This is a genomic window from Planktothrix prolifica NIVA-CYA 540 (genome assembly GCF_963864145.1).
In the GTDB taxonomy this organism is placed as follows: Bacteria; Cyanobacteriota; Cyanobacteriia; order Cyanobacteriales; family Microcoleaceae; genus Planktothrix; species Planktothrix agardhii.
Genome location: NZ_CAWLTW010000001.1, coordinates 1,494,769 through 1,513,198 on the forward strand (window position 1 = coordinate 1,494,769; position 18,430 = coordinate 1,513,198).

14 protein-coding genes and 1 other RNA gene are annotated in these 18,430 nt (G+C 40.1%); 9 read left to right on the forward strand and 6 right to left on the reverse strand.

The features are described from left to right. Positions 1-46 precede the first annotated feature (46 nt). The 4 genes from AC559H_RS06895 to AC559H_RS06910 all read right to left on the reverse strand — a co-directional run bounded on the left by AC559H_RS06895 (position 47) and on the right by AC559H_RS06910 (position 5,832). Entirely contained in the window at positions 47-1,039 is a 993-nt protein-coding gene (locus AC559H_RS06895) for a homogentisate phytyltransferase (protein ID WP_026794112.1), read from the reverse strand. Positions 1,040-1,174: 135 nt separating this feature from the next. Beyond that, positions 1,175-2,539, reverse strand: a complete 1,365-nt coding sequence (gene glmU, locus AC559H_RS06900) for a bifunctional UDP-N-acetylglucosamine diphosphorylase/glucosamine-1-phosphate N-acetyltransferase GlmU (protein WP_026794113.1) — start codon at positions 2,537-2,539, stop codon at positions 1,175-1,177. 463 nt (positions 2,540-3,002) lie between these two features. Beyond that, positions 3,003-3,884, reverse strand: a complete 882-nt coding sequence (locus tag AC559H_RS06905) for a tRNA (5-methylaminomethyl-2-thiouridine)(34)-methyltransferase MnmD (RefSeq protein ID WP_026798470.1) — start codon at positions 3,882-3,884, stop codon at positions 3,003-3,005. A 46-nt stretch (positions 3,885-3,930) separates the two neighbouring features. Next, positions 3,931-5,832 (reverse strand): CHASE2 domain-containing protein, encoded by a 1,902-nt coding sequence (locus AC559H_RS06910; protein ID WP_237746351.1) that lies wholly within the window; start codon positions 5,830-5,832, stop codon positions 3,931-3,933. Positions 5,833-6,059: 227 nt separating this feature from the next. Here AC559H_RS06910 and rnpB point away from each other — a divergent pair. The 3 genes from rnpB (at position 6,060) to AC559H_RS06925 (ending at position 8,305) form a co-directional block, all read left to right on the forward strand. Beyond that, an RNA gene (rnpB, locus tag AC559H_RS06915) (RNase P RNA component class A) lies at positions 6,060-6,423 on the forward strand. Between the two features lie 54 nt (positions 6,424-6,477). Continuing rightward, the gene (gene rnc, locus AC559H_RS06920; protein WP_026786536.1) at positions 6,478-7,209 is read left to right on the forward strand and encodes a ribonuclease III; all 732 of its coding nucleotides are present in this window, start codon (positions 6,478-6,480) and stop codon (positions 7,207-7,209) included. Between the two features lie 88 nt (positions 7,210-7,297). Continuing rightward, positions 7,298-8,305 (forward strand): Gfo/Idh/MocA family protein, encoded by a 1,008-nt coding sequence (locus AC559H_RS06925; protein WP_026794115.1) that lies wholly within the window; start codon positions 7,298-7,300, stop codon positions 8,303-8,305. 74 nt (positions 8,306-8,379) lie between these two features. Here AC559H_RS06925 and AC559H_RS06930 read toward each other — a convergent pair whose 3' ends face one another. Continuing rightward, the gene (locus AC559H_RS06930; protein WP_026794116.1) at positions 8,380-10,077 is read right to left on the reverse strand and encodes a SulP family inorganic anion transporter; all 1,698 of its coding nucleotides are present in this window, start codon (positions 10,075-10,077) and stop codon (positions 8,380-8,382) included. Positions 10,078-10,317: 240 nt separating this feature from the next. Between AC559H_RS06930 and AC559H_RS06935 the strand changes: the two genes are divergently transcribed. The 5 genes from AC559H_RS06935 (at position 10,318) to rpmF (ending at position 15,376) form a co-directional block, all read left to right on the forward strand. Then, positions 10,318-11,682, forward strand: coding sequence for an NAD-dependent succinate-semialdehyde dehydrogenase (locus AC559H_RS06935; RefSeq protein ID WP_026794117.1), 1,365 nt, complete (start codon positions 10,318-10,320; stop codon positions 11,680-11,682). Between the two features lie 29 nt (positions 11,683-11,711). Further along, positions 11,712-13,349: an acetolactate synthase large subunit gene (locus tag AC559H_RS06940; protein WP_026786533.1), complete on the forward strand. Its 1,638-nt coding sequence runs from the start codon at positions 11,712-11,714 to the stop codon at positions 13,347-13,349. Positions 13,350-13,646: 297 nt separating this feature from the next. Continuing rightward, a complete protein-coding gene (locus tag AC559H_RS06945) occupies positions 13,647-14,291 on the forward strand; it encodes a hypothetical protein (RefSeq protein ID WP_026794118.1) in 645 nt (214 codons plus the stop codon). Between the two features lie 25 nt (positions 14,292-14,316). Then, the gene (xth, locus tag AC559H_RS06950; protein ID WP_026786531.1) at positions 14,317-15,102 is read left to right on the forward strand and encodes an exodeoxyribonuclease III; all 786 of its coding nucleotides are present in this window, start codon (positions 14,317-14,319) and stop codon (positions 15,100-15,102) included. 94 nt (positions 15,103-15,196) lie between these two features. Then, positions 15,197-15,376 (forward strand): 50S ribosomal protein L32, encoded by a 180-nt coding sequence (gene rpmF / locus AC559H_RS06955; RefSeq protein WP_026794119.1) that lies wholly within the window; start codon positions 15,197-15,199, stop codon positions 15,374-15,376. Between the two features lie 182 nt (positions 15,377-15,558). Here the strand turns inward: rpmF and AC559H_RS06960 are convergent, their stop codons facing one another. After that, a complete protein-coding gene (locus AC559H_RS06960) occupies positions 15,559-16,770 on the reverse strand; it encodes a HetZ-related protein (protein ID WP_026794120.1) in 1,212 nt (403 codons plus the stop codon). Between the two features lie 540 nt (positions 16,771-17,310). Here AC559H_RS06960 and AC559H_RS06965 point away from each other — a divergent pair. Then, positions 17,311-18,147 carry an IS5 family transposase gene (locus AC559H_RS06965; protein WP_036834550.1) on the forward strand — a complete coding sequence of 279 codons (837 nt, stop codon included), beginning with the start codon at positions 17,311-17,313 and terminating at the stop codon, positions 18,145-18,147. Positions 18,148-18,430: the final 283 nt, after the last annotated feature.

Consider the following 18,430-nt stretch of genomic DNA (forward strand, 5'->3'; position numbering starts at 1 on the left):
GGTTGTTTTATATCAATATTAAAATACTACAACCTATTTGGGATTGCTAGGGTTGGGTTAAGTTAATAAGCACCGAAAGGGGAAAGATTAAATATTCTAGGAAAAACAGTTTCCAAATAAATTGATAAAATTGGCTAATTGATTGTTTATCGCTTAAATCAATTGTTTGACTGCGCCACCATAATACTATTAATAAGACTAAATGACTTAATCCTAAAAATATGGGATTTAAGGAAGATTGTAATAGAAAACTCCCTAGAATCATTCCTAAATAACAAACAGTGATTATCCATAGAGATAAATTAAATACTGTTACTGTTCCTAATTTTATGGTTAATGTGTTAATCTGGAATTGGCGATCGCCTTCTAAATCAGGAATATCTTTGAAAATTGCGATCGCAACGGTAAATACTAAAACAAATAAGGTTAACGCCCAAACTGAAGGGGGAATTATCGGAATTGATGATATTGATTTTGCTGATAAAATCCAACTCAGGTGTAAATATAACCCTAAATTAACGATAATTCCTCTAACGGTAAAAATACAAAATGCCGCCCAAAATGGAAACCGTTTTAAACGAATTGGAGGTAAGGAGTAAGCTGTCCCCAATAGCAAACTAATTGTCACCATTCCCAATAAATAATAGCCTTGAAACGCTGCAATAGTTAAAGCTAAAATTCCGGTTATTCCGACAATCATTTGAGCTTGAAACTTGGAATATTCCCCCGATGCTAAGGGTAAATTGGGTTTATTAATCTGATCAATTTCAATATCTTCAAGTTGATTTAATCCAACAATATAAATATTACCAAAAATACAAGCTAACCAACTCCAAAATAAAGCTAGTAAACTGAAATTAAAACCAGGAAATTGTCTAAACTCACTAATAGCAATTAAATACATCCCCAACACACTTAAAGTTGTGCCAATAATGGTATGGGGACGGGAAAATTTCCAAAAAGAGTATAACCCTGGAAAATTTTGTTGTATCAAATTAGGGGAAGAAATCATCACAGAGGGAGAAGAAGTTTTAGTCATATTAAAGCAGGGAACAGGGAATAGGCGCTCTCAAACCCCTCGTGCACGGGGGGTTTGGGGGGGGAGGGAACAAAGAATAGGATATCTAATGCTATCCTATTCTTTGGTAATTTCTCCTCCCTAATTCAATTAATATTATTCCGGTGATTCTAAGCGCCAACCGGGTTTAATTATTTGACGTTCCCGGGCAATGGCTAAACTATCATCAGGGATATCATCCGTAATAGTAGAACCTGCTGCCACAGTAACATCATTTCCCAAGGTTAGAGGGGCAACTAAAACACTATTTGCTCCGGTTTTTGTCCGGTCTCCGATTGTTGTTCGATGCTTTTTCACCCCATCATAATTAGCGGTAATTGTTCCCGCCCCAATATTAACCTTATCTCCTAATGTGGCATCTCCTATATAAGATAAATGGGAAATATTAGTCCGATTTCCTACTTCGGTATTTTTTAATTCTACAAAATTCCCAACCCGACATTGTTCACCAACTTTTGCATGACCTCTTAAATGGGCATAGGGGCCAATGCGGGTTCTATCAGCAACAACACTATCAGAAACGACGGAAAACTGCACCGTAACATTTTTTCCAATCTGACTATTTTCAATTAAACTTCCTGGGCCAATTCGACTTCCAGTTTGAATAATTGTGTTTCCCCGTAGGTGAGTTTGGGGTTCAATAATCACATCGGTTTCTAACTTGACCGTATCATCAATGGTGACACTATCGGGGTCAATAATTGTTACCCCCGCCGCCATCCAATCGGTTTTCACCCAATCTTGCAAAACCCTATAGGAATTAGCCAGATGTTTGCGACTATTAACCCCTAAAATTTCTCGATAATCTGCGACATCCACCGCCATCACTTTATCTAAATGATGCACCGTATCGGTGAGATAATATTCCTGTTGATCATTATCGGCTTTCAGGTCGGGTAAAATTTTGGCTAACTGCGGCCAATTAAAACAATAAACCCCGGCATTAATCCGATGATTTTGCCGTTGAGCATCGGTACAATCCCGTTCTTCAACAATTTGATTAACTAAATTTTGACTATCACAAAATACCCGACCATATCCGGTAGGATTAGGAAAATGGGCAGCTAATAATGTCGCCCCGTTTCCATTTTCTTTGTGGATTTTAATTAACTGTTCTAAAGTGTCAGGACGTAATAAGGGAACATCCCCATTTAAAACCAGTAAATCTTCGGTAAAGTCTTTTAAATAGGGCAGTAATTGTTGAATTGCATGACCTGTCCCTAATTGTTCGGTTTGTTCAACAAATTCTAAACCAGGTTGCGTATCCGTTTTTTGCAGACTATCACGAACTAAATCGGCCCCATAGCCTACAATTATTAATCTACGGGAGGGTTGCAACTGGACACAACTCTCTAAAACCCGTTGAACTAAAGTGCGTCCTCCCAACTGATGCAGAACCTTGGGAAGATCAGATTTCATGCGAGTTCCGCGTCCCGCCGCTAAAATTGCTACCGCTACCATTTACTGTTTGGGTGTCAATTGTAAGTAACAGACACAATCATCGCATCCTCAAGTATCTTTTCACCAAAAAACGAGCGAGAAGCCCCTGGCTTTAGACATGGGGAGGAAAGTGGCTGCGGTTTCAACCGCCTTCAATATTTCCTGATCTAACTGATTGAAAAGTTGAGTTAGAATAGATCGTAAGTAAAACAACCATCTGCGTGTTGAAACACTCTAGTATCGGAGAAATCCCGGCACAGTGAGCCACCACACTCCTTGAGGAGTAGTAAGCCTGTATAACTGACAAGTAATGGCAGAGTGTGAAGCGTACCTATCTGGCGTTGTGATGGTCTATGAAAACAAACACAATTTAAAAGTAAGCGCAATTGCAATATCTTTTATAAGGGTAGTTGTTTTGAGCGTGTAGAGGTGATTTGATAGCGCCTTTGAGAGTTTTCGGATTCATTCAAGAATCCCCGTGGCTTCAGCCCTGGGGAGTATCAATGCGCCATCGTTTCTTCCAATGGGAGGTGGGTTCCAGGGTACAGGTGTCTTGTTCAGCTTGACGTCGCAGGATAATCACTTCTGCAATATCGGATAAACTGGGATCTCGATAGGGGACGGCGGCGCGCGTTTTGAGGTGTTCTAGTTCTTTGGGAGACAGGGGGGGTAAATCCCTAGGGTCGAAACTGGCCATTGTCCCGGGTGTGCGTCGCCCCACCGGAGGGGTGGAACCAATCTGTAGTCCCGCTTGGATTAAGGCACTTCTAGCCGTCGCCGAACAGGAATAAGTGGCCAAATGTCCCTGGGGTTTGAGACATTGGGCGACTATGGTTAAAAATTCTACTGTCCACAGTTGGGGACAATGGGCGGGAGAAAAGGGGTCAAGGAAAATTGCATCGGCTTTAAACCCGGAATTGTAAACGGTTGAAATAGTATTTCTAGCATCGCCAATTATTAAATTAGCGTTAAATAATTCTGTTTTTAGATGCTGATTTTGGGCAATTTCTTTTAATATATCTTGAATGTAATTAGGATAGGCATTGAGTAAATTATATTCTAAGGCTGATTGGGGAATCCGTTGATCAAATTCTAAGCCAATCCATTCAATTTTACAGTTAGGATTGACTTCCCAAATTGCGGTTAATGCTGCTGCTGTATTATAACCTAAACCATAACAAATATCAAGTAAATATAGGGAAGATGTTGCGGCTTTTTTTCTTAACTGTAAGGGTTCTACAAACTTGCATTCTGCTTCCTGTTTTGCGCCAAAATGACTATGAAATAATTCTCCAAATTCCGAGGAAAAAAAGGTAAAGGAGCCATCGGCAGTTAATTGGGGGGTTAATTTTTCCTGTTCGATCATTTTTTTATCCTCTGATTTTTTATTTATATAAATTAATTTAGATTTGCTATTTTTTCCAGCCAATAACTAGATAAATGTCAACCATTTGATGTTTTCCTTTTAGTGGAATTAGTCCCCAAGATTCCACCTCAAAACTATCCGCAATATATTCTAAAGTTTGAGCAGCAATTAAAATTCGACAAATGCCCGATTGTCGATCTTTTTCGCAGCTTTCTAAACGAGAAGCAATATTAACACTATCTCCTAATAACCCATATTCTAACCGTTCTTTTCCCCCCAAACTTCCGGCGACAATCGGGCCTGTAAAAATGCCAACTCGCATGGCAATTTCAGGAAAGTTGCGGTTTTTCCAATCTTGATTTAACCGTTTTAAATGGTCTTCAATGGCTAAAGCACAGGCGACGGCATTATAAGCATCTCTAGCAATGGATTCTTGGGTTTTACGAGCTAGAGGTACTCCAAAAGCTGCCATAATTCCGTCCCCAGTAAACTTATTAATAATACCATGATGGGTTTGAACACATTGGGTTAAAACAGATAAATATTCATTTAACCATTCCATCAAGATTTCTGGAGGCATTTCTTCAGAAACGGTACTAAAATTTCTAATATCACTAAATAGAATAGTAGCAATTAATTTTTGACCGGGTAACTTTCCATCTTCTAATAAACGATCGCGACTATTCCATAAAGCATTGGCAATTTCCGGTGAGGTATTTTGTCCTAATAATCGCATCACAATTTGTTGCTGACGTTGGGCTTGAAAGGCACGATAACCTGTCACAGTGCCACTGGCAAATAGAAGGGCTAAACCAGGAGTTGTGGTGGGAACCCAACGGTTATGTAAAAATAGGAAAAAGCTTAATCCAAATAAAACACCAACTAAAAATGGATTTCCTAGGGTAATAATTAAAGGATTTCGACTTGACCAAGCTAAGGTTGCTCCGATTAAACCCCAACTACAAATCCATAAAAATTCTCCCCATTGTTCCCAAAAAATAAATAAATCGCGCTGACCTAAAACCGCATCTAAAATTTGACTCACCATTTGGGCATGAACTAAAACTCCTGGCATTTTAAAGGCATTTTTTTCGGCCGGACTATAGGGAGTTAGAAATACATCTTTGCCACTAGGAGCTAATGTACCAATTAAAACAATTTTATCTTTAATCCAACTTTCGGGAATGGTTTGATCTAAGAATTGTGTTAAACTAATCATCCTGGCAATATTATTGGGGGCGCGATAATTTAATAAAATTTGATAACCTCGATCATCAATGGTTTGATAACCACCAGAATCTCGAGATAACGGCACAAATTCAGCCTTTCCCCAGGTAATAAAATTAGGATCTATCTCACTATTATTTGGTGTAATTCCTTGATTAAATAAATAATGTAATGCCATTCTTAAAGAGAATGAATAAAAAGTCCCATCTGGGGTACTAGCAAACATCAAATTTCGACGAACAACATTATCGGGGTCAAGCAATAAATCATTAAAACCGACTCGTTCATCAGAAATATTAGGCGGTGCCGGGATTCTTTTAATTTCACTATATCCTAAATTACTAATCACAATCACATTATCGGAAATTTGAAGTTGTTTCTGAAATTTATCATATCCTGGTTCATATCTAATGTCACGATAAATATCTAAACCAATGACTTTAGGTTGATATTTGGATAGTCTTTCTAATAATCGTGCAATCACTTCATCGGACAGGGGCCAACGCTCAAGTTTTTGAATATCTTCTTCGGTAATTCCGATTACTACTAATCGAGGATCAGCGGCTAAAGCCGGACGTAATCTGACCATTTGATCATAAGCGACTAATTCTAAGGGTTGTAACCAACCTAAATAATAAATTCCCAAGAGTATAGATAACACAAGAATTGTGGCGATAATTACGGCAGAAATCTCCGATAGATCAAGCCATTTATTACTCAATTTATTAATTCTTAAAATACTCACAATAATCAGTTATCAGTAAACAGTTATCAGTCATCAGTGAAATAAATAAAATCAGGACTTTACTAATTAATTAATTATAACTTTAGATTGCCTCCCAACTGAGTAGAGACGCGCCAATAGCCTACGGCACGCACGTCTTGACACTGATAACTGATGACTGATAACTGATCACTGATTTTGCAGTAGTATGGGAGAGGGGGGTTCATAGTGAGCGTAGGTGATTACGGACTCGATAGAGTCTGAGGAAAGTCCGGGCTCCCGAAAGACCAAACTTGCTGGGTAACGCCCAGTGCGAGCGATCGTGAGGATAGTGCCACAGAAAAATACCGCCTTCGGGTAAGGGTGCAAAGGTGCGGTAAGAGCGCACCAGCAACGTCGTGAGGCGTTGGCTCGGTAAACCCCGGTTGGGAGCAAGGTCGGAGGAACTAGGGTTGGTCTTTTTCCCGTTCCGTGAATAGTGGTACCGCTAGAGGTGTTTGGTAACAGACATCCCAGATAGATAATCGCCGTTGGTGTGCTAATTTTAGCCACCGATAACAGAACCCGGCTTATGTCTGACTCTGAACTCCCCTTGATTTGATGCCCCTACAGTGAGTCCCATTTTCTATTGACCCAAAATCTATGACTATTGGCTATCCAAATCGAAAACGCCAGTTACAAAAGCTGATTCAACGTTTGGGACTCTCGGATCATGTCCAGATTCGATGGGATTTGTTAGATTTAGCCTTAACTCACCCGACACTCTCAGCCGAGGCTAATTATGAACAATTAGAGTTTGTCGGGGATTCCGTGGTGAGATTAGCAGCATCTGAGTTACTCTACGAAGTTTATCCTGACTGTCCGGTGGGAGAATTTGCCGCGATTCGTTCGATTTTAGTGAGCGATCGCACTTTGGCTGAAATTGCTGATCAGTATGGATTTGGTACATTTTTACTCGCAGCCGGGAGCGCGATCCGGGACAAAGCGGGGGAAGAATCCCGTCTGGCGGACTGTTTTGAAGCGGTCTTGGCCAGTTTATATCTGAGTAGTCAAAATTTAACCTTAATTCGTCCCTGGTTAGATTCCCATTTTTGCGATCGCGCTGCCAAAATTATTCGTGATCCAGCCCGAAATAATTATAAGGCGGCTCTACAGGAATGGACACAAAGCCATTATAAAGTTTTACCTGAATATAAAGTCCAGCAAAATCGCCAAATTCATAACGATGAGGGGCGTTTTACAGCGGTGGTTTGGTTACAAGGTCGTCAACTGGGGGAGGGAACCGGACGTTCAATTAAAGCGGCGGAACAGGCGGCGGCGGAAGTGGCTTTTCTTTCTGTGGTAGAAACTCAAAAAACTGCCGGGATTAAATGATTATTGCTCCTATGATCAAAATCAAAAAATAAATTACTATTCCCTATTGCCCATTCCCTATTCCCTATTGCCCATCTTTTAATTTCTTATGATTAATATTGCTATTTTTGGTGCGGGTCGTTGGGGAGTTCATTTAATTCGTAATTTCGATCAACACCCTAATTCTAAAGTTGTGGCGATCGCCGATCCTAATCCCGATCGTTTACAAACAGCAAAAGAACGGTTTCAACTTCCCGATGATATTATTTTAACGACCGATGGTTCAACCATTTGGAATTTACCTAATATAGATGCAGTTGTGATCGCCACTCCTGCGGCTACACATTTTGCTTTAATTTCTGCCGCCTTAAAACAGGGTTATCATGTTTTTACCGAAAAACCCTTAACCCTGAGTGTGACTGAATCATTAGAATTATGCGAACTCGCGCAACAAAAACAGCTACAACTTTTTGTTGATCATACTTATTTATTTCATCCGGCGGTAGAACGGGGGAAAACCGTAATTGAATCGGGGAAATTAGGGGAATTAAGATATGGTTACGCCACCCGAACCCATTTAGAACCAGTGCGACAAGATGTGGATGCGTTATGGGATTTAGCGATTCATGATATTGTGATTCTTAATAGTTGGTTAGGGGAAAAACCGATTCAAGTGAAAGCAACGGGAACGGTTTGGTTACAGCCTGCATCGGGATTATCGGATTTAGTGATTGCTAATTTAACCTATCCCAGTGGGTTTGAAGCCTTTCTACATTTGTGTTGGTTAAACCCAGACAAACAACGACGTTTAGCCGTGGTTGGAAGTCAGGGAACTTTAATTTTTGATGAACTACAATCGGAATCTCCTCTGATAATTCAACAGGGTTATTTTGATGTTATTGATAACAGTTGGAAAGCCGCCGGAATCAATCGAGAAGTGATTGAGATTGAACCCAGAGAACCCCTAGCTCAAGTTTGTGATCATTTTCTGAATTCTATTCAAAATCATCAACCTTCCCCAATTTCATCCGGTTGGGTGGGTGCAGAATTAGTTAATATTTTGTGCGGGTTGAGTGAATCTTTAAAACAGGGGGGACAACCTATCCATCTTCTGTAACTGGTAAACCGAAGAAAATTGTGGGCAATCTTTCTGGATTAAGAAAACTGAGTTTCCATACTCCCATCCTTTTCTTATGAAGATGGGCGCATAAATTCCGACACACCATCAGTAATCCGTTCATAAAAATTGTGTTCACCGATTTCCTTCGTTAATCCCGCCCGATACATCCTCTGATACAGGGGATCACGCAACCTCGCCCAAGCTAAAACAATATTATTCTTCATGAGTTCCAGACGTAATTTATGCAACATTTCCAAGGCCGTGCTATCAATTAAATTAATGGTTTCCGCATCGATCAGCACCATTTGAGTGGGTGTCGAAGCTTCCCGAATCTTCTTCTTAAGTTCCGTGCGAAAATAGCTACTGTTCGCAAAAATTAGGTTGTTACTAAAGCGGAAAATTAATAACCCAGGAGTTGTAATCGCTTCGGGGTGAAGGTTAATATCCCGATACATCTCCGTTTGGGGGATACAGCCTAAAACGTCGGTGTGGGGATGGCTGGCCCGATAGATCAGAAAAACAATTGATGTAATCACCCCTAAACTAATACCTTGCAGTACCCCGAAGACTAAGACTCCAGTAAAAGCCAATAGAGCGATCGCAAATTCGTTTTTATTAATGTAACTTAACTGTTTAAAGTAGCTTAAATTCACCAGACCGAGCATCGCCTCAATCACAATTGCAGCTAGAGTAGCATCGGAGAGATTTTGAAACAAAGGCAACAAAAATAACAGGGTTAATAACACCAAAACCCCAAGCACCAAAGAGGATAACTGAGTTTTTCCCCCCGCCCTAACAGCAACAGAAGTTTTCGAGAGGCTGCCCACCACTAGAAAGCCAGAACTCAGCCCCGCCGCGATATTAGCTGGCCCTAGACTGATTAATTCCTGATTGGGATCAATTTCTTCGCCCGTTTTTTCTGCTGCGGTCTTAGCTGCACCGAGGGATTCGGCATAGCCCAAAAGAACGATCGCTAAAGCACCCGGCAGTAGCGCGTTCAGTTGAGTTAGGGAAACTAAAGGCAGGGTGAAATGGGGAAGACCTGTCTCAACTGCACCAATCAGATCCAAACCCTTTTCCCCTAAATGGAAGATTGTCACTCCCAGGCTGGAAAGGATAACCGTTGTTAAAGCCGAGGGAATTTGGGGGACAAAGGTTTTGAGAACAAAGAGCAGCACCAAACTCAAGACACCGATCAACGCAGTTAGGGGATGAAGGTCGGGTAATTGTTCCAGAATCTGAATTAACTTTTGTAAAAAACCGCCTGAGATCGGGTGCAGACCGAGAAGTTTAGGAATTTGCCCCACAATAGTTACCCAAACTAAGCCTTGGACAAATGCCTTCATTACAGGTGTTGGGATAAAGTCTGCGACCCAGCCCATTTTTAAACTGCCAAAGAGCAGAAAACAGAAGCCCACTATGACAGCCATCGCCGAAGTCAACACCAAATAATCTTGAGAGCCCGACGCAGCTAAAGCCGATACCGTCACACCAGAAATTAAAGCTGTCGCTGAGTCTGGCCCTACAACCATTAACCGAGAAGTTCCCAAGAATGCGTACAAGAATAGAGGAAAGGGTACGGTGTAAAGCCCGATTAAAGGGGATACTCCGGCAATCCCGGCATAGGCCATTGCTTGTGGGATCATGACCGCCCAAACCGTTAACCCAGCAATCAGATCCGCCCGTAACCAATCCCGTTGATAATTGGGTAACCAGGTCAAGATTGGGAAAAATCGGGCAAGCGGGGATGATAGGCGAAAATGCTTCATATATTTTTTTGTTGAGGATTAATGATGGGTTAGACGGTTTGCTTGATTATTTTATGTCCATTTTTATTTTCTCTATTAACTTTTTATTCCCTTTGTTAAGTATTTTAAATTTAGTTGTACTATTGTACAGATTTGTATCAAGTAATCAATCAGTGATCCCTTCAGTGAGAATAGAGAGTTTTTAAGCGTTACGATAAAAAAGTAAATCCTTAATTTTAACTTAAAACTAAAAAATCAATTATGGGCATTGCTACAATTAACCCGGCCACTGGGGAAACGGTGAAAACCTTTACCGCTTTGACCGATGCCGAAATTGAGAACGCTTTAGCACTCGCAGATCGGGCCTTTCGAGACTATCGGCGAGTCTCCTTTGATACTCGTTCACAATGGATGCAAAACGCGGCTAATCTATTAGAAGAAAATGCCGAAACCTACGCCAAAATCATGACATTGGAAATGGGAAAACCCATTACCTCAGCGATCGCAGAAGTCAAAAAAAGTGCCTCCGTTTGTCGCTTTTATGCGGAAAATGCGGCTCAATTTCTTGCCGATGTTCCCGCAGAAAGCGACGCCAGTAATAGCTTTATTGCTTACGAACCTCTGGGGGCAATTTTAGCGGTCATGCCTTGGAATTTTCCCTTCTGGCAAGTCTTCCGCTTTGCTGCACCCGCATTAATGGCCGGAAATGTTGGTTTACTCAAACACGCTTCCAACGTACCTCAATGCGCCTTAGCCATTGGGGAAATTTTTCAAAAAGCTGGATTTCCTGAAGGGGTGTTTCAAACTTTATTAGTAGGTTCTAATAAAGTCGCTCAAATTATTACCGATGATCGGGTTAAAGCTGGAACTTTAACCGGAAGTGAACCCGCAGGCGCTAGTTTAGCCTCTTTAGCTGGTCAAAATATTAAAAAAACCGTCCTAGAATTAGGTGGAAGTGATCCGTTTATTGTGTTAGAAACGGCGGATATAAATGCAGCAGTAGAAGCCGCCGTTACAGCACGAATGTTAAATAATGGACAGTCCTGTATTGCAGCAAAACGGTTTATTTTGATATCTAGTATTGCCGATGAATTTGAAAGTCGTATGGCGGAAAAATTTGCGGCTTTAAAAATCGGTGATCCAATGTTACCCGATACCGAAGTGGGGCCCTTAGCAACCCCCGATATTTTAACGGAATTACACCAACAAGTTCAAATCTGTGTTGAAGCTGGAGCCAAAGTATTAACCGGAGGTCAACTTTTGGAACAACCGGGTAATTTTTATCCGCCAACAATTTTGACTCAAATTCCTGAAGGAACCCCTGCTTACAGTGAAGAATTCTTTGGGCCGGTGGCGTTAATCTTCCGGGTTAATTCTTTAGATGAAGCCATTACCCTTGCTAATAGTACCATCTTTGGTTTGGGTTCCAGTGGGTGGACAACAAATCAAGCCGAACAAGAGCGTTTAATTCGAGAATTAGAAGCGGGTGCTGTCTTTATTAACGGTTTAGTTAAATCCGATCCTCGCTTACCCTTTGGAGGGATCAAACGTTCCGGTTACGGACGGGAATTGAGTAGCCAAGGGATTCACGAATTTGTGAATATTAAAACCGTTTGGATTAAATAGGGTAAAAAAAACCATTCTTATTAAAAATTATGAACACAGCACAACTGTTAGTTAAATGTTTGGAAAATGAAGGAGTCGAGTATATTTTTGGTGTTCCAGGTGAAGAAAATATGCAAATCCTCGAATGCTTAAAAACCTCCTCGATCAAATTTATTACAACTCGTCATGAACAAGGGGCTGCATTTATGGCCGATGTTTATGGTCGCTTAACCGGAAGGGCGGGAGTTTGTTTATCAACATTAGGCCCTGGAGCAACGAATTTAATGACCGGGGTTGCTGATGCGAATTTAGATGGAGCACCGTTAGTTGCAATTACAGGTCAAGTGGGAACTGATCGAATGCACATTGAATCCCATCAATATTTGGATTTAGTGGCAATGTTTGCCCCAGTTACTAAATGGAATGCCCAAATTGTTCGCCCTAGTATTACGCCAGAAATTGTCAGAAAAGCGTTTAAAATAGCTCAATCTGAAAAACCTGGGGCAGTGCATATTGATCTCCCCGAAAATATTGCTAGTATGGAGGTCGAAGGCTATCCTCTCAAACAAGACAAGCGAGAAAAAGTTTATTCTGCTTATCAAAGTATGAATGAAGCAGCGATCGCAATTTCTAAAGCCAATAATCCCTTAATATTAGTAGGAAATGGAGCAATTCGGGGGAATGCCAGTGCCGCTTTAACAGAATTTGCTACCCAACTGAATATCCCTGTTGTAAATACGTTTATGGGCAAAGGAATGATTCCTTATACCCATCCTTTGGCGTTATGGACAACCGGATTACAACTGCGGGATTATATCAGTTGTGGTTTTGATAAGGCGGATTTAATCATCGCCATTGGCTATGATTTAATTGAATATTCCCCGAAAAAATGGAATCCCCAAGGCAAAATTCCGATTGTTCATATTGGTGAAGCTTCCGCCGAAGTCGATAGCAGTTATATTCCGATTGCTGAAATTATTGGGGATATTTCTGACTCTCTCCAAGAGATTTTAAGACGTTCAGACCGTACCGGAAAACCCGAACCCTATGCTTTAAAATTAAAAACAGATATTCGTAATAATTACGAATTTTATGCCAAGGACGATGCTTTCCCGATTAAACCGCAAAAAATTATTTATGATTTGCGTCAAGTTATGGGCCCAGAAGATATTGTGATTTCAGATGTTGGCGCTCATAAAATGTGGATGGCGAGACATTATCATTGTGAAACGCCAAATACCTGTTTAATTTCTAATGGATTTGCAGCCATGGGAATTGCGATTCCGGGTGCAGTTGCCGCTAAATTAGTTTATCCTAATCGGAAGGTGGTGGCGGTCACAGGAGATGGCGGATTTATGATGAATAATCAGGAACTTGAAACCGCTTTACGGGTAGGAACTCCCTTTGTTACCTTAATCTTTAATGATGGCGGTTATGGATTAATTGAATGGAAACAAAACGACCAATTTGGGTCATCTTCGTTTATTAAATTTGGCAATCCTGATTTTGTTAAATTTGCCGAAAGTATGGGGTTAAAAGGATATCGGGTGGAAGCCACAACCGATTTAATTCCGATTCTCAAAGAAGCCCTAAATCAAGATGTTCCAGTTGTGATTGATTGTCCCGTAGACTATCGAGAAAATGCTCTCTTTAGTCAACGGGCGGGCGGTTTATGTTGTCCTATCTAACCCCAGTTGTTTTACCGTTGTTGTGCTTCAGCACCCAATAGTTGTTGTGCTTCAGCACCCAATAGTTGTTGTGCTTCAGCACTATCATTTCTAACTCAAAGACGATAAAAATAGCTTTGTGCGATGCTTCACCAAGATATGTGCAAAGCTATTTTTATAAATCTATTGTGGTATAATGTAACTAATGCAGCCCTAATCGTACTTTGGATGAAGCATTAGAAGCAATTTTGTCTCAAGAAGATTATGAATTACCCTGTTTAGTTTGTCATTTGTAATTTTATTTTTCTAGTGATTAAGATGTCTCCAACAGCCATTACTAAAAGAATTACTACCATTAGCGAAGCAGAAAAGCAATTTAATTTAGTTCGTACTGCGGATGTTAATTTTTTCCTAGAATGGACGGAAGATTCAATTAATTTAACTGACTCTGAGAAAGCAGTATTAGATAGAATTAAAGCCCGATATCGCTATCATCGAGCCAATAGACATCTAGCTGAAGGGTTAGTTAATCTCGTAGTTTTATCGCCATTGCTGGAATTAGCTGGTTTTTATGATCCTCCATTTCAGATGCAAGGAGAAGTTGCTGTTGAAGTTAATACATCGGTAGCTACGAATGAAGTATCAGAGGAAATTTTGCGAGGAAGAATTGATTTTTTAGTGGTATCAAGAGAATTTTGGATAGTGGTATTAGAATCTAAGGGAACTGAAATTAATCTCGATATGGCAATTCCTCAAACTTTAGCTTATATGATGGCTAATTATGATGTTAAAAAACCTGTATTTGGTATGGTAACTAATGGGGGAGAGTTCTTTTTTATTAAGCTAAATTGTCAAGGGACACCCCAATATGATATTTCTCGTATTTTTTCCCATTTACCTTTACAGAATGAGCTTTATGATGTACTAAGAATTTTGAAACAACTAAGAAATAATATTATATAACAACAAATTTAATTAGGAGTTTAGAATGAAAATTGCAACTTGGAATGTTAATTCAATTAGAACTAGAAAAGATCAGGTATGGCAATGGTTACAAACCAATGAAATTGATATTCTATGTTTACAAGAAACTAAAGTAATTGATAAAGATTTTCCTCGTTCTGGTTTTGAAGAATTGGGTTATAATCTTTATATTTATGGTCAAAAATCCTATAATGGGGTGGCAATTTTTAGTAAAACTCCCTTAGAAGCGGTTCATTTTGGATTCTCTGATATTTTAAATACAGAACCCTCTCAAACATTTGATGAACAAAAACGAGTTTTAACCGGAATTATTGATGGAGTTGCTATAGTTAATTTATACGTTCCCAATGGTTCCAGTATTGATAGTGACAAATATCACTATAAATTAAACTGGTTAAACCATCTCAAAGACTATTTAAAACTGCTATTCACTCAAACTGAAAAGATTTGTATTTGCGGTGACTTTAATATTGCTTTAGAAGATATTGATATTCATAATCCCAAAGGTCGAGAAAATCATATTATGGCGAGTGATGCTGAACGTCAAGCCTTAGAATCAATATTAGAATTAGGCTTTAAAGACGCCTTTCGCAAGTTCACCACTGAAGGGGGACATTTTAGTTGGTGGGACTATCGCCAAGGCTCCTTCCGACGGAATACTGGATGGCGCATTGATACCCATTATTTGACCTTACCCCTGTACGAAGTCGCCAGTAGTTCTATCATTGATAAAACTCCTAGAACCTGGGAACAACCCAGCGACCACACCCCCGTTATTATAACTCTCTAGTCCCCTTTCTCAACTTTCGGGAAAAAAATATTTAGCAAAGGGTACAAATAGGGTACTATAATAGTTTGTGCAAAATCTTCATTAATCTAGGCTCATGGCTGTACCCAAGAAGAAAATGTCCAGGTCGAGACGCGATATGCGGAAGGCGACTTGGAAACGGAAAGCAAGACTAAAAGCTGAAAAAGCTTTATCCCTCGGTAAGTCAGTTCTCACAGGTCGTTCAACAGGATTTTACTATCCCACTGACGACGCAGAAGCAGGCGACGAAGAATAAACGATTGGACTGTGCGAAACTACATAAAGATGGGGGCGAGAAAGTCTCTCTGTTCGGGAGAGGAAAACTCGCCCTTATTGTTTGGAGATTCAGATATATAAAACCCATATTCCGCACGATAAAATGTAATAAATTATTATTCAAAAATTTCTCTCTTGTGAATACCCTTAACTCACAATATATTACATTTTGTCGGGGGAAATTTGGGCTGAGGCCTCGTTGTTACGGTAGTTGAAAGCCAGGTCGAGGATTTTAGCCCAACGTTTTTGGACTTGTTTGGGGGTGCATTTGAGGATAGAGGCGATCGCTTTATCGCTTTCTTCTTGGTCTTTGAGTTGTAATAACTGTTGCTGATCGACGGATAATTGGGCTTGGAAAGCTTGCCATTGTTCGCTATTCATCCCCAATTTTTGGTTAATATCAGCCCCTAACCATTCATGGACGAGTTTCCAGTTGTTAGACCGGGCAAATTTTTCGACGTGGTATTTAAACCGTTGTTGCAGATAGTCCCGTTCCCGGGTGGTTAACCCCAGGGCTTTATCAATATCGCAGGCTTGGAGATCTTGCATTTTCAGCTTTAAATATTTAACACAATCGGTTTGTCCTTGGGATTCTAAATATTGAATTAGTTCATTAATCACCCGATCTCGTAAAACACTTTCTGCGGGGTCAACGGTTTCAGATACCATTTTTTCCCGAATTTGCTGCATCGCGGATGTCCGACTTTGAGCTTCAGCTTCTTCGGTTTTGCCACCTTCAACGGCTAATTCAATATCCATAGAGGTTTCAGGGGGTTGACCTTTAGCAAACCCTTGGGCGCGTAAGACAATTAACCGTTGACGGTTACGACCGGGTAAACCAATCTGACGTTTAGCATACTGTTCGGTAAAGGCCATATATTCCGCTAATTCTAACCGGGTATGGGGAGTATAGTTAGCTTCCAGGCTGTGTTCCCGACGAAAGGCCCGCAGAGACTCAACATAAAATCCTTGTAAAAAGTCTTCAATTAAGTTGTAACGAGCTTGGAAACTCAACTGAGACTCAAAGGAAGCAACGTGACGGTAGACCATCGCGGCTAAGTGGGAGTGGAGTTCTACCCTACCTTGACGAGAGCCAAGTTTGTAATATTCTAAGCACTTTTGTAAGCGATGACGGGCCAAACTTAACTGCCAGGTTTCCACATCGCCAGAGGTTTGAATCCGGTTGCTTTTTTCACAAATGCGTTCTACTTCTAGGGCCATCCGTAGCGTCACTGTCCGACCACTGGCGGGGAGGGTTTTGACGGCTGTTTGCAATTCTTGTAATAAGAGTTGAGCTAAGGCTTGGGGATCAATAGAATTAAGAGAATTAAGAGTAACTTCAGAATCTTGAATCGAAATATCTTGTGCAAACATGATGGGTTTCCTTGGGTAAAGCACTGTGTACAGAAGGCGAGAGTTAAAGGCGGTTTGTTGTTTCGGTGATTCAACTCTCTACACTTTGAATAGTAGAAGCAGCCCCTTTGGAGTAGTGACATCAATGTTCCACTCTCTGATGTAACTAATTAGATGCGGTGGGTTTATCCTCTACATTCGGCCCTTGTGCATCACCCTGAAAATCTTATGTAATCAGCATTACAACCCTATTTTATTTCCATTGATCACAGCAAGTTTTACCCAGAGTTGTTCATATTATCCCTAGACCAGTTTCACAACTGGCTGTGAATTGACAGATATAGCAGGGAACACCGGAACCGTGGTGGGGTATGTAGGGGTAATTCATGAATTACCCCTACTATAGAAGTATTAAGAACTCTTGCAAAATAATTTTATGGTATTATGGTAAGTTTTGCTCAATTTCATAAAATCCTAGAGACTAACCATTCTTCACAAATTTTTGCTAAAAACTCCATAAAATGGTAAAAATTGAAAGTGAATTTAGACAATAACTCTGCGATGAACACTCAATTTTATCTAAATTTGAAACCTCATGAATTTAAACGGAGATTTGGTGTCAAGATTCAAACCTTTCAAGAAATGGTTAATGCCATAGAGCAGTTCAGGTTAGAACATCCTAAAGATAGGAGAGGACGTCACACCCACCTGACTCTCCAAGAGCAAGTTTTAGTAGCCTTGGAGTATTGGCGAGAATACAGAACATATTTTCATATTGGGACAAATTGGGGAGTATCAGAATCAACTATTTGCCGAATTGTTGCTAATATTGAATCAACTTTAATCAAAACAGAAAAGTTTCGTATTCCGGGAAAAAAAGCATTAATTCAAGATTCTGGCTACCCCGAAATCGTAGTGATGGATGTCACAGAAACGGCTATTGAAAGACCGAAAAAAAAACAGAAAAAATATTACTCAGGAAAGAAAAAACATCACACACTCAAAATTCAGTTAGTAATTAATCAAGAAACTAAACAGATTATTTGTACAGATTTTGGAGAAGGACATTGCCACGATTTTAGCTTATTCAAAAAAAGCAAAATTCATTTTCACCCCCAAACTGATAGTTTACAAGATAGTGGCTATCAAGGGATTAAGGATTATCACTTGAATAGCTATGTACCCAAAAAGAAACCCAAAAATGGCAATCTTTCGGTCTTAGAAAAAGACTATAATCAAGCTTTGGCTCATCAACGAATTGTGATTGAACACGTTAATCGGAGCCTCAAAATTTTCAGGATCTTATCGAGTCGTTATCGAAATCGTCGTCGCCGTTATGGTCTTCGTTGTAATTTGTTGTCGGCCATTTATAATTATGAGTTGACACTCTTAGTCTGAAAGTGAAAATTTGTTATTATAGCATAGATTTTTTTTGCAAGAGGTCATTATCCGGTGTTCCCTTTTAAGTCTAAATTTTAGATAAGTACCTAAACAAAATTAATTACACATCCTCCACCCTGTTCCCTCCCCCCCTAGCCCCCCGTGCACGGGGGGTTTGGGGGGGCTGTTCCGTCAACTAGGTAATTTATTTTGTGTAACTACTTACAACTCAAATAGGATTGCTATATAATTTAATTGATCAATATCCAAATTTAGGATTGCAACATAAGAAGTTAAAAAT

What these genes read in the sequence shown, in the direction of transcription:
- AC559H_RS06895 (WP_026794112.1), bottom strand. Translation starts at nt 1,039, where the DNA reads ATGACTAAAACTTCTTCTCCCTCTGTGATGATTTCTTCCCCTAATTTG.
- glmU (WP_026794113.1), bottom strand. Translation starts at nt 2,539, where the DNA reads ATGGTAGCGGTAGCAATTTTAGCGGCGGGACGCGGAACTCGCATGAAA.
- AC559H_RS06905 (WP_026798470.1), bottom strand. Translation starts at nt 3,884, where the DNA reads ATGATCGAACAGGAAAAATTAACCCCCCAATTAACTGCCGATGGCTCC.
- rnc (WP_026786536.1), top strand. Translation starts at nt 6,478, where the DNA reads ATGACTATTGGCTATCCAAATCGAAAACGCCAGTTACAAAAGCTGATT.
- AC559H_RS06925 (WP_026794115.1), top strand. Translation starts at nt 7,298, where the DNA reads ATGATTAATATTGCTATTTTTGGTGCGGGTCGTTGGGGAGTTCATTTA.
- AC559H_RS06930 (WP_026794116.1), bottom strand. Translation starts at nt 10,077, where the DNA reads ATGAAGCATTTTCGCCTATCATCCCCGCTTGCCCGATTTTTCCCAATC.
- AC559H_RS06935 (WP_026794117.1), top strand. Translation starts at nt 10,318, where the DNA reads ATGGGCATTGCTACAATTAACCCGGCCACTGGGGAAACGGTGAAAACC.
- AC559H_RS06940 (WP_026786533.1), top strand. Translation starts at nt 11,712, where the DNA reads ATGAACACAGCACAACTGTTAGTTAAATGTTTGGAAAATGAAGGAGTC.
- AC559H_RS06945 (WP_026794118.1), top strand. Translation starts at nt 13,647, where the DNA reads ATGTCTCCAACAGCCATTACTAAAAGAATTACTACCATTAGCGAAGCA.
- xth (WP_026786531.1), top strand. Translation starts at nt 14,317, where the DNA reads ATGAAAATTGCAACTTGGAATGTTAATTCAATTAGAACTAGAAAAGAT.
- rpmF (WP_026794119.1), top strand. Translation starts at nt 15,197, where the DNA reads ATGGCTGTACCCAAGAAGAAAATGTCCAGGTCGAGACGCGATATGCGG.
- AC559H_RS06960 (WP_026794120.1), bottom strand. Translation starts at nt 16,770, where the DNA reads ATGTTTGCACAAGATATTTCGATTCAAGATTCTGAAGTTACTCTTAAT.
- AC559H_RS06965 (WP_036834550.1), top strand. Translation starts at nt 17,311, where the DNA reads ATGAACACTCAATTTTATCTAAATTTGAAACCTCATGAATTTAAACGG.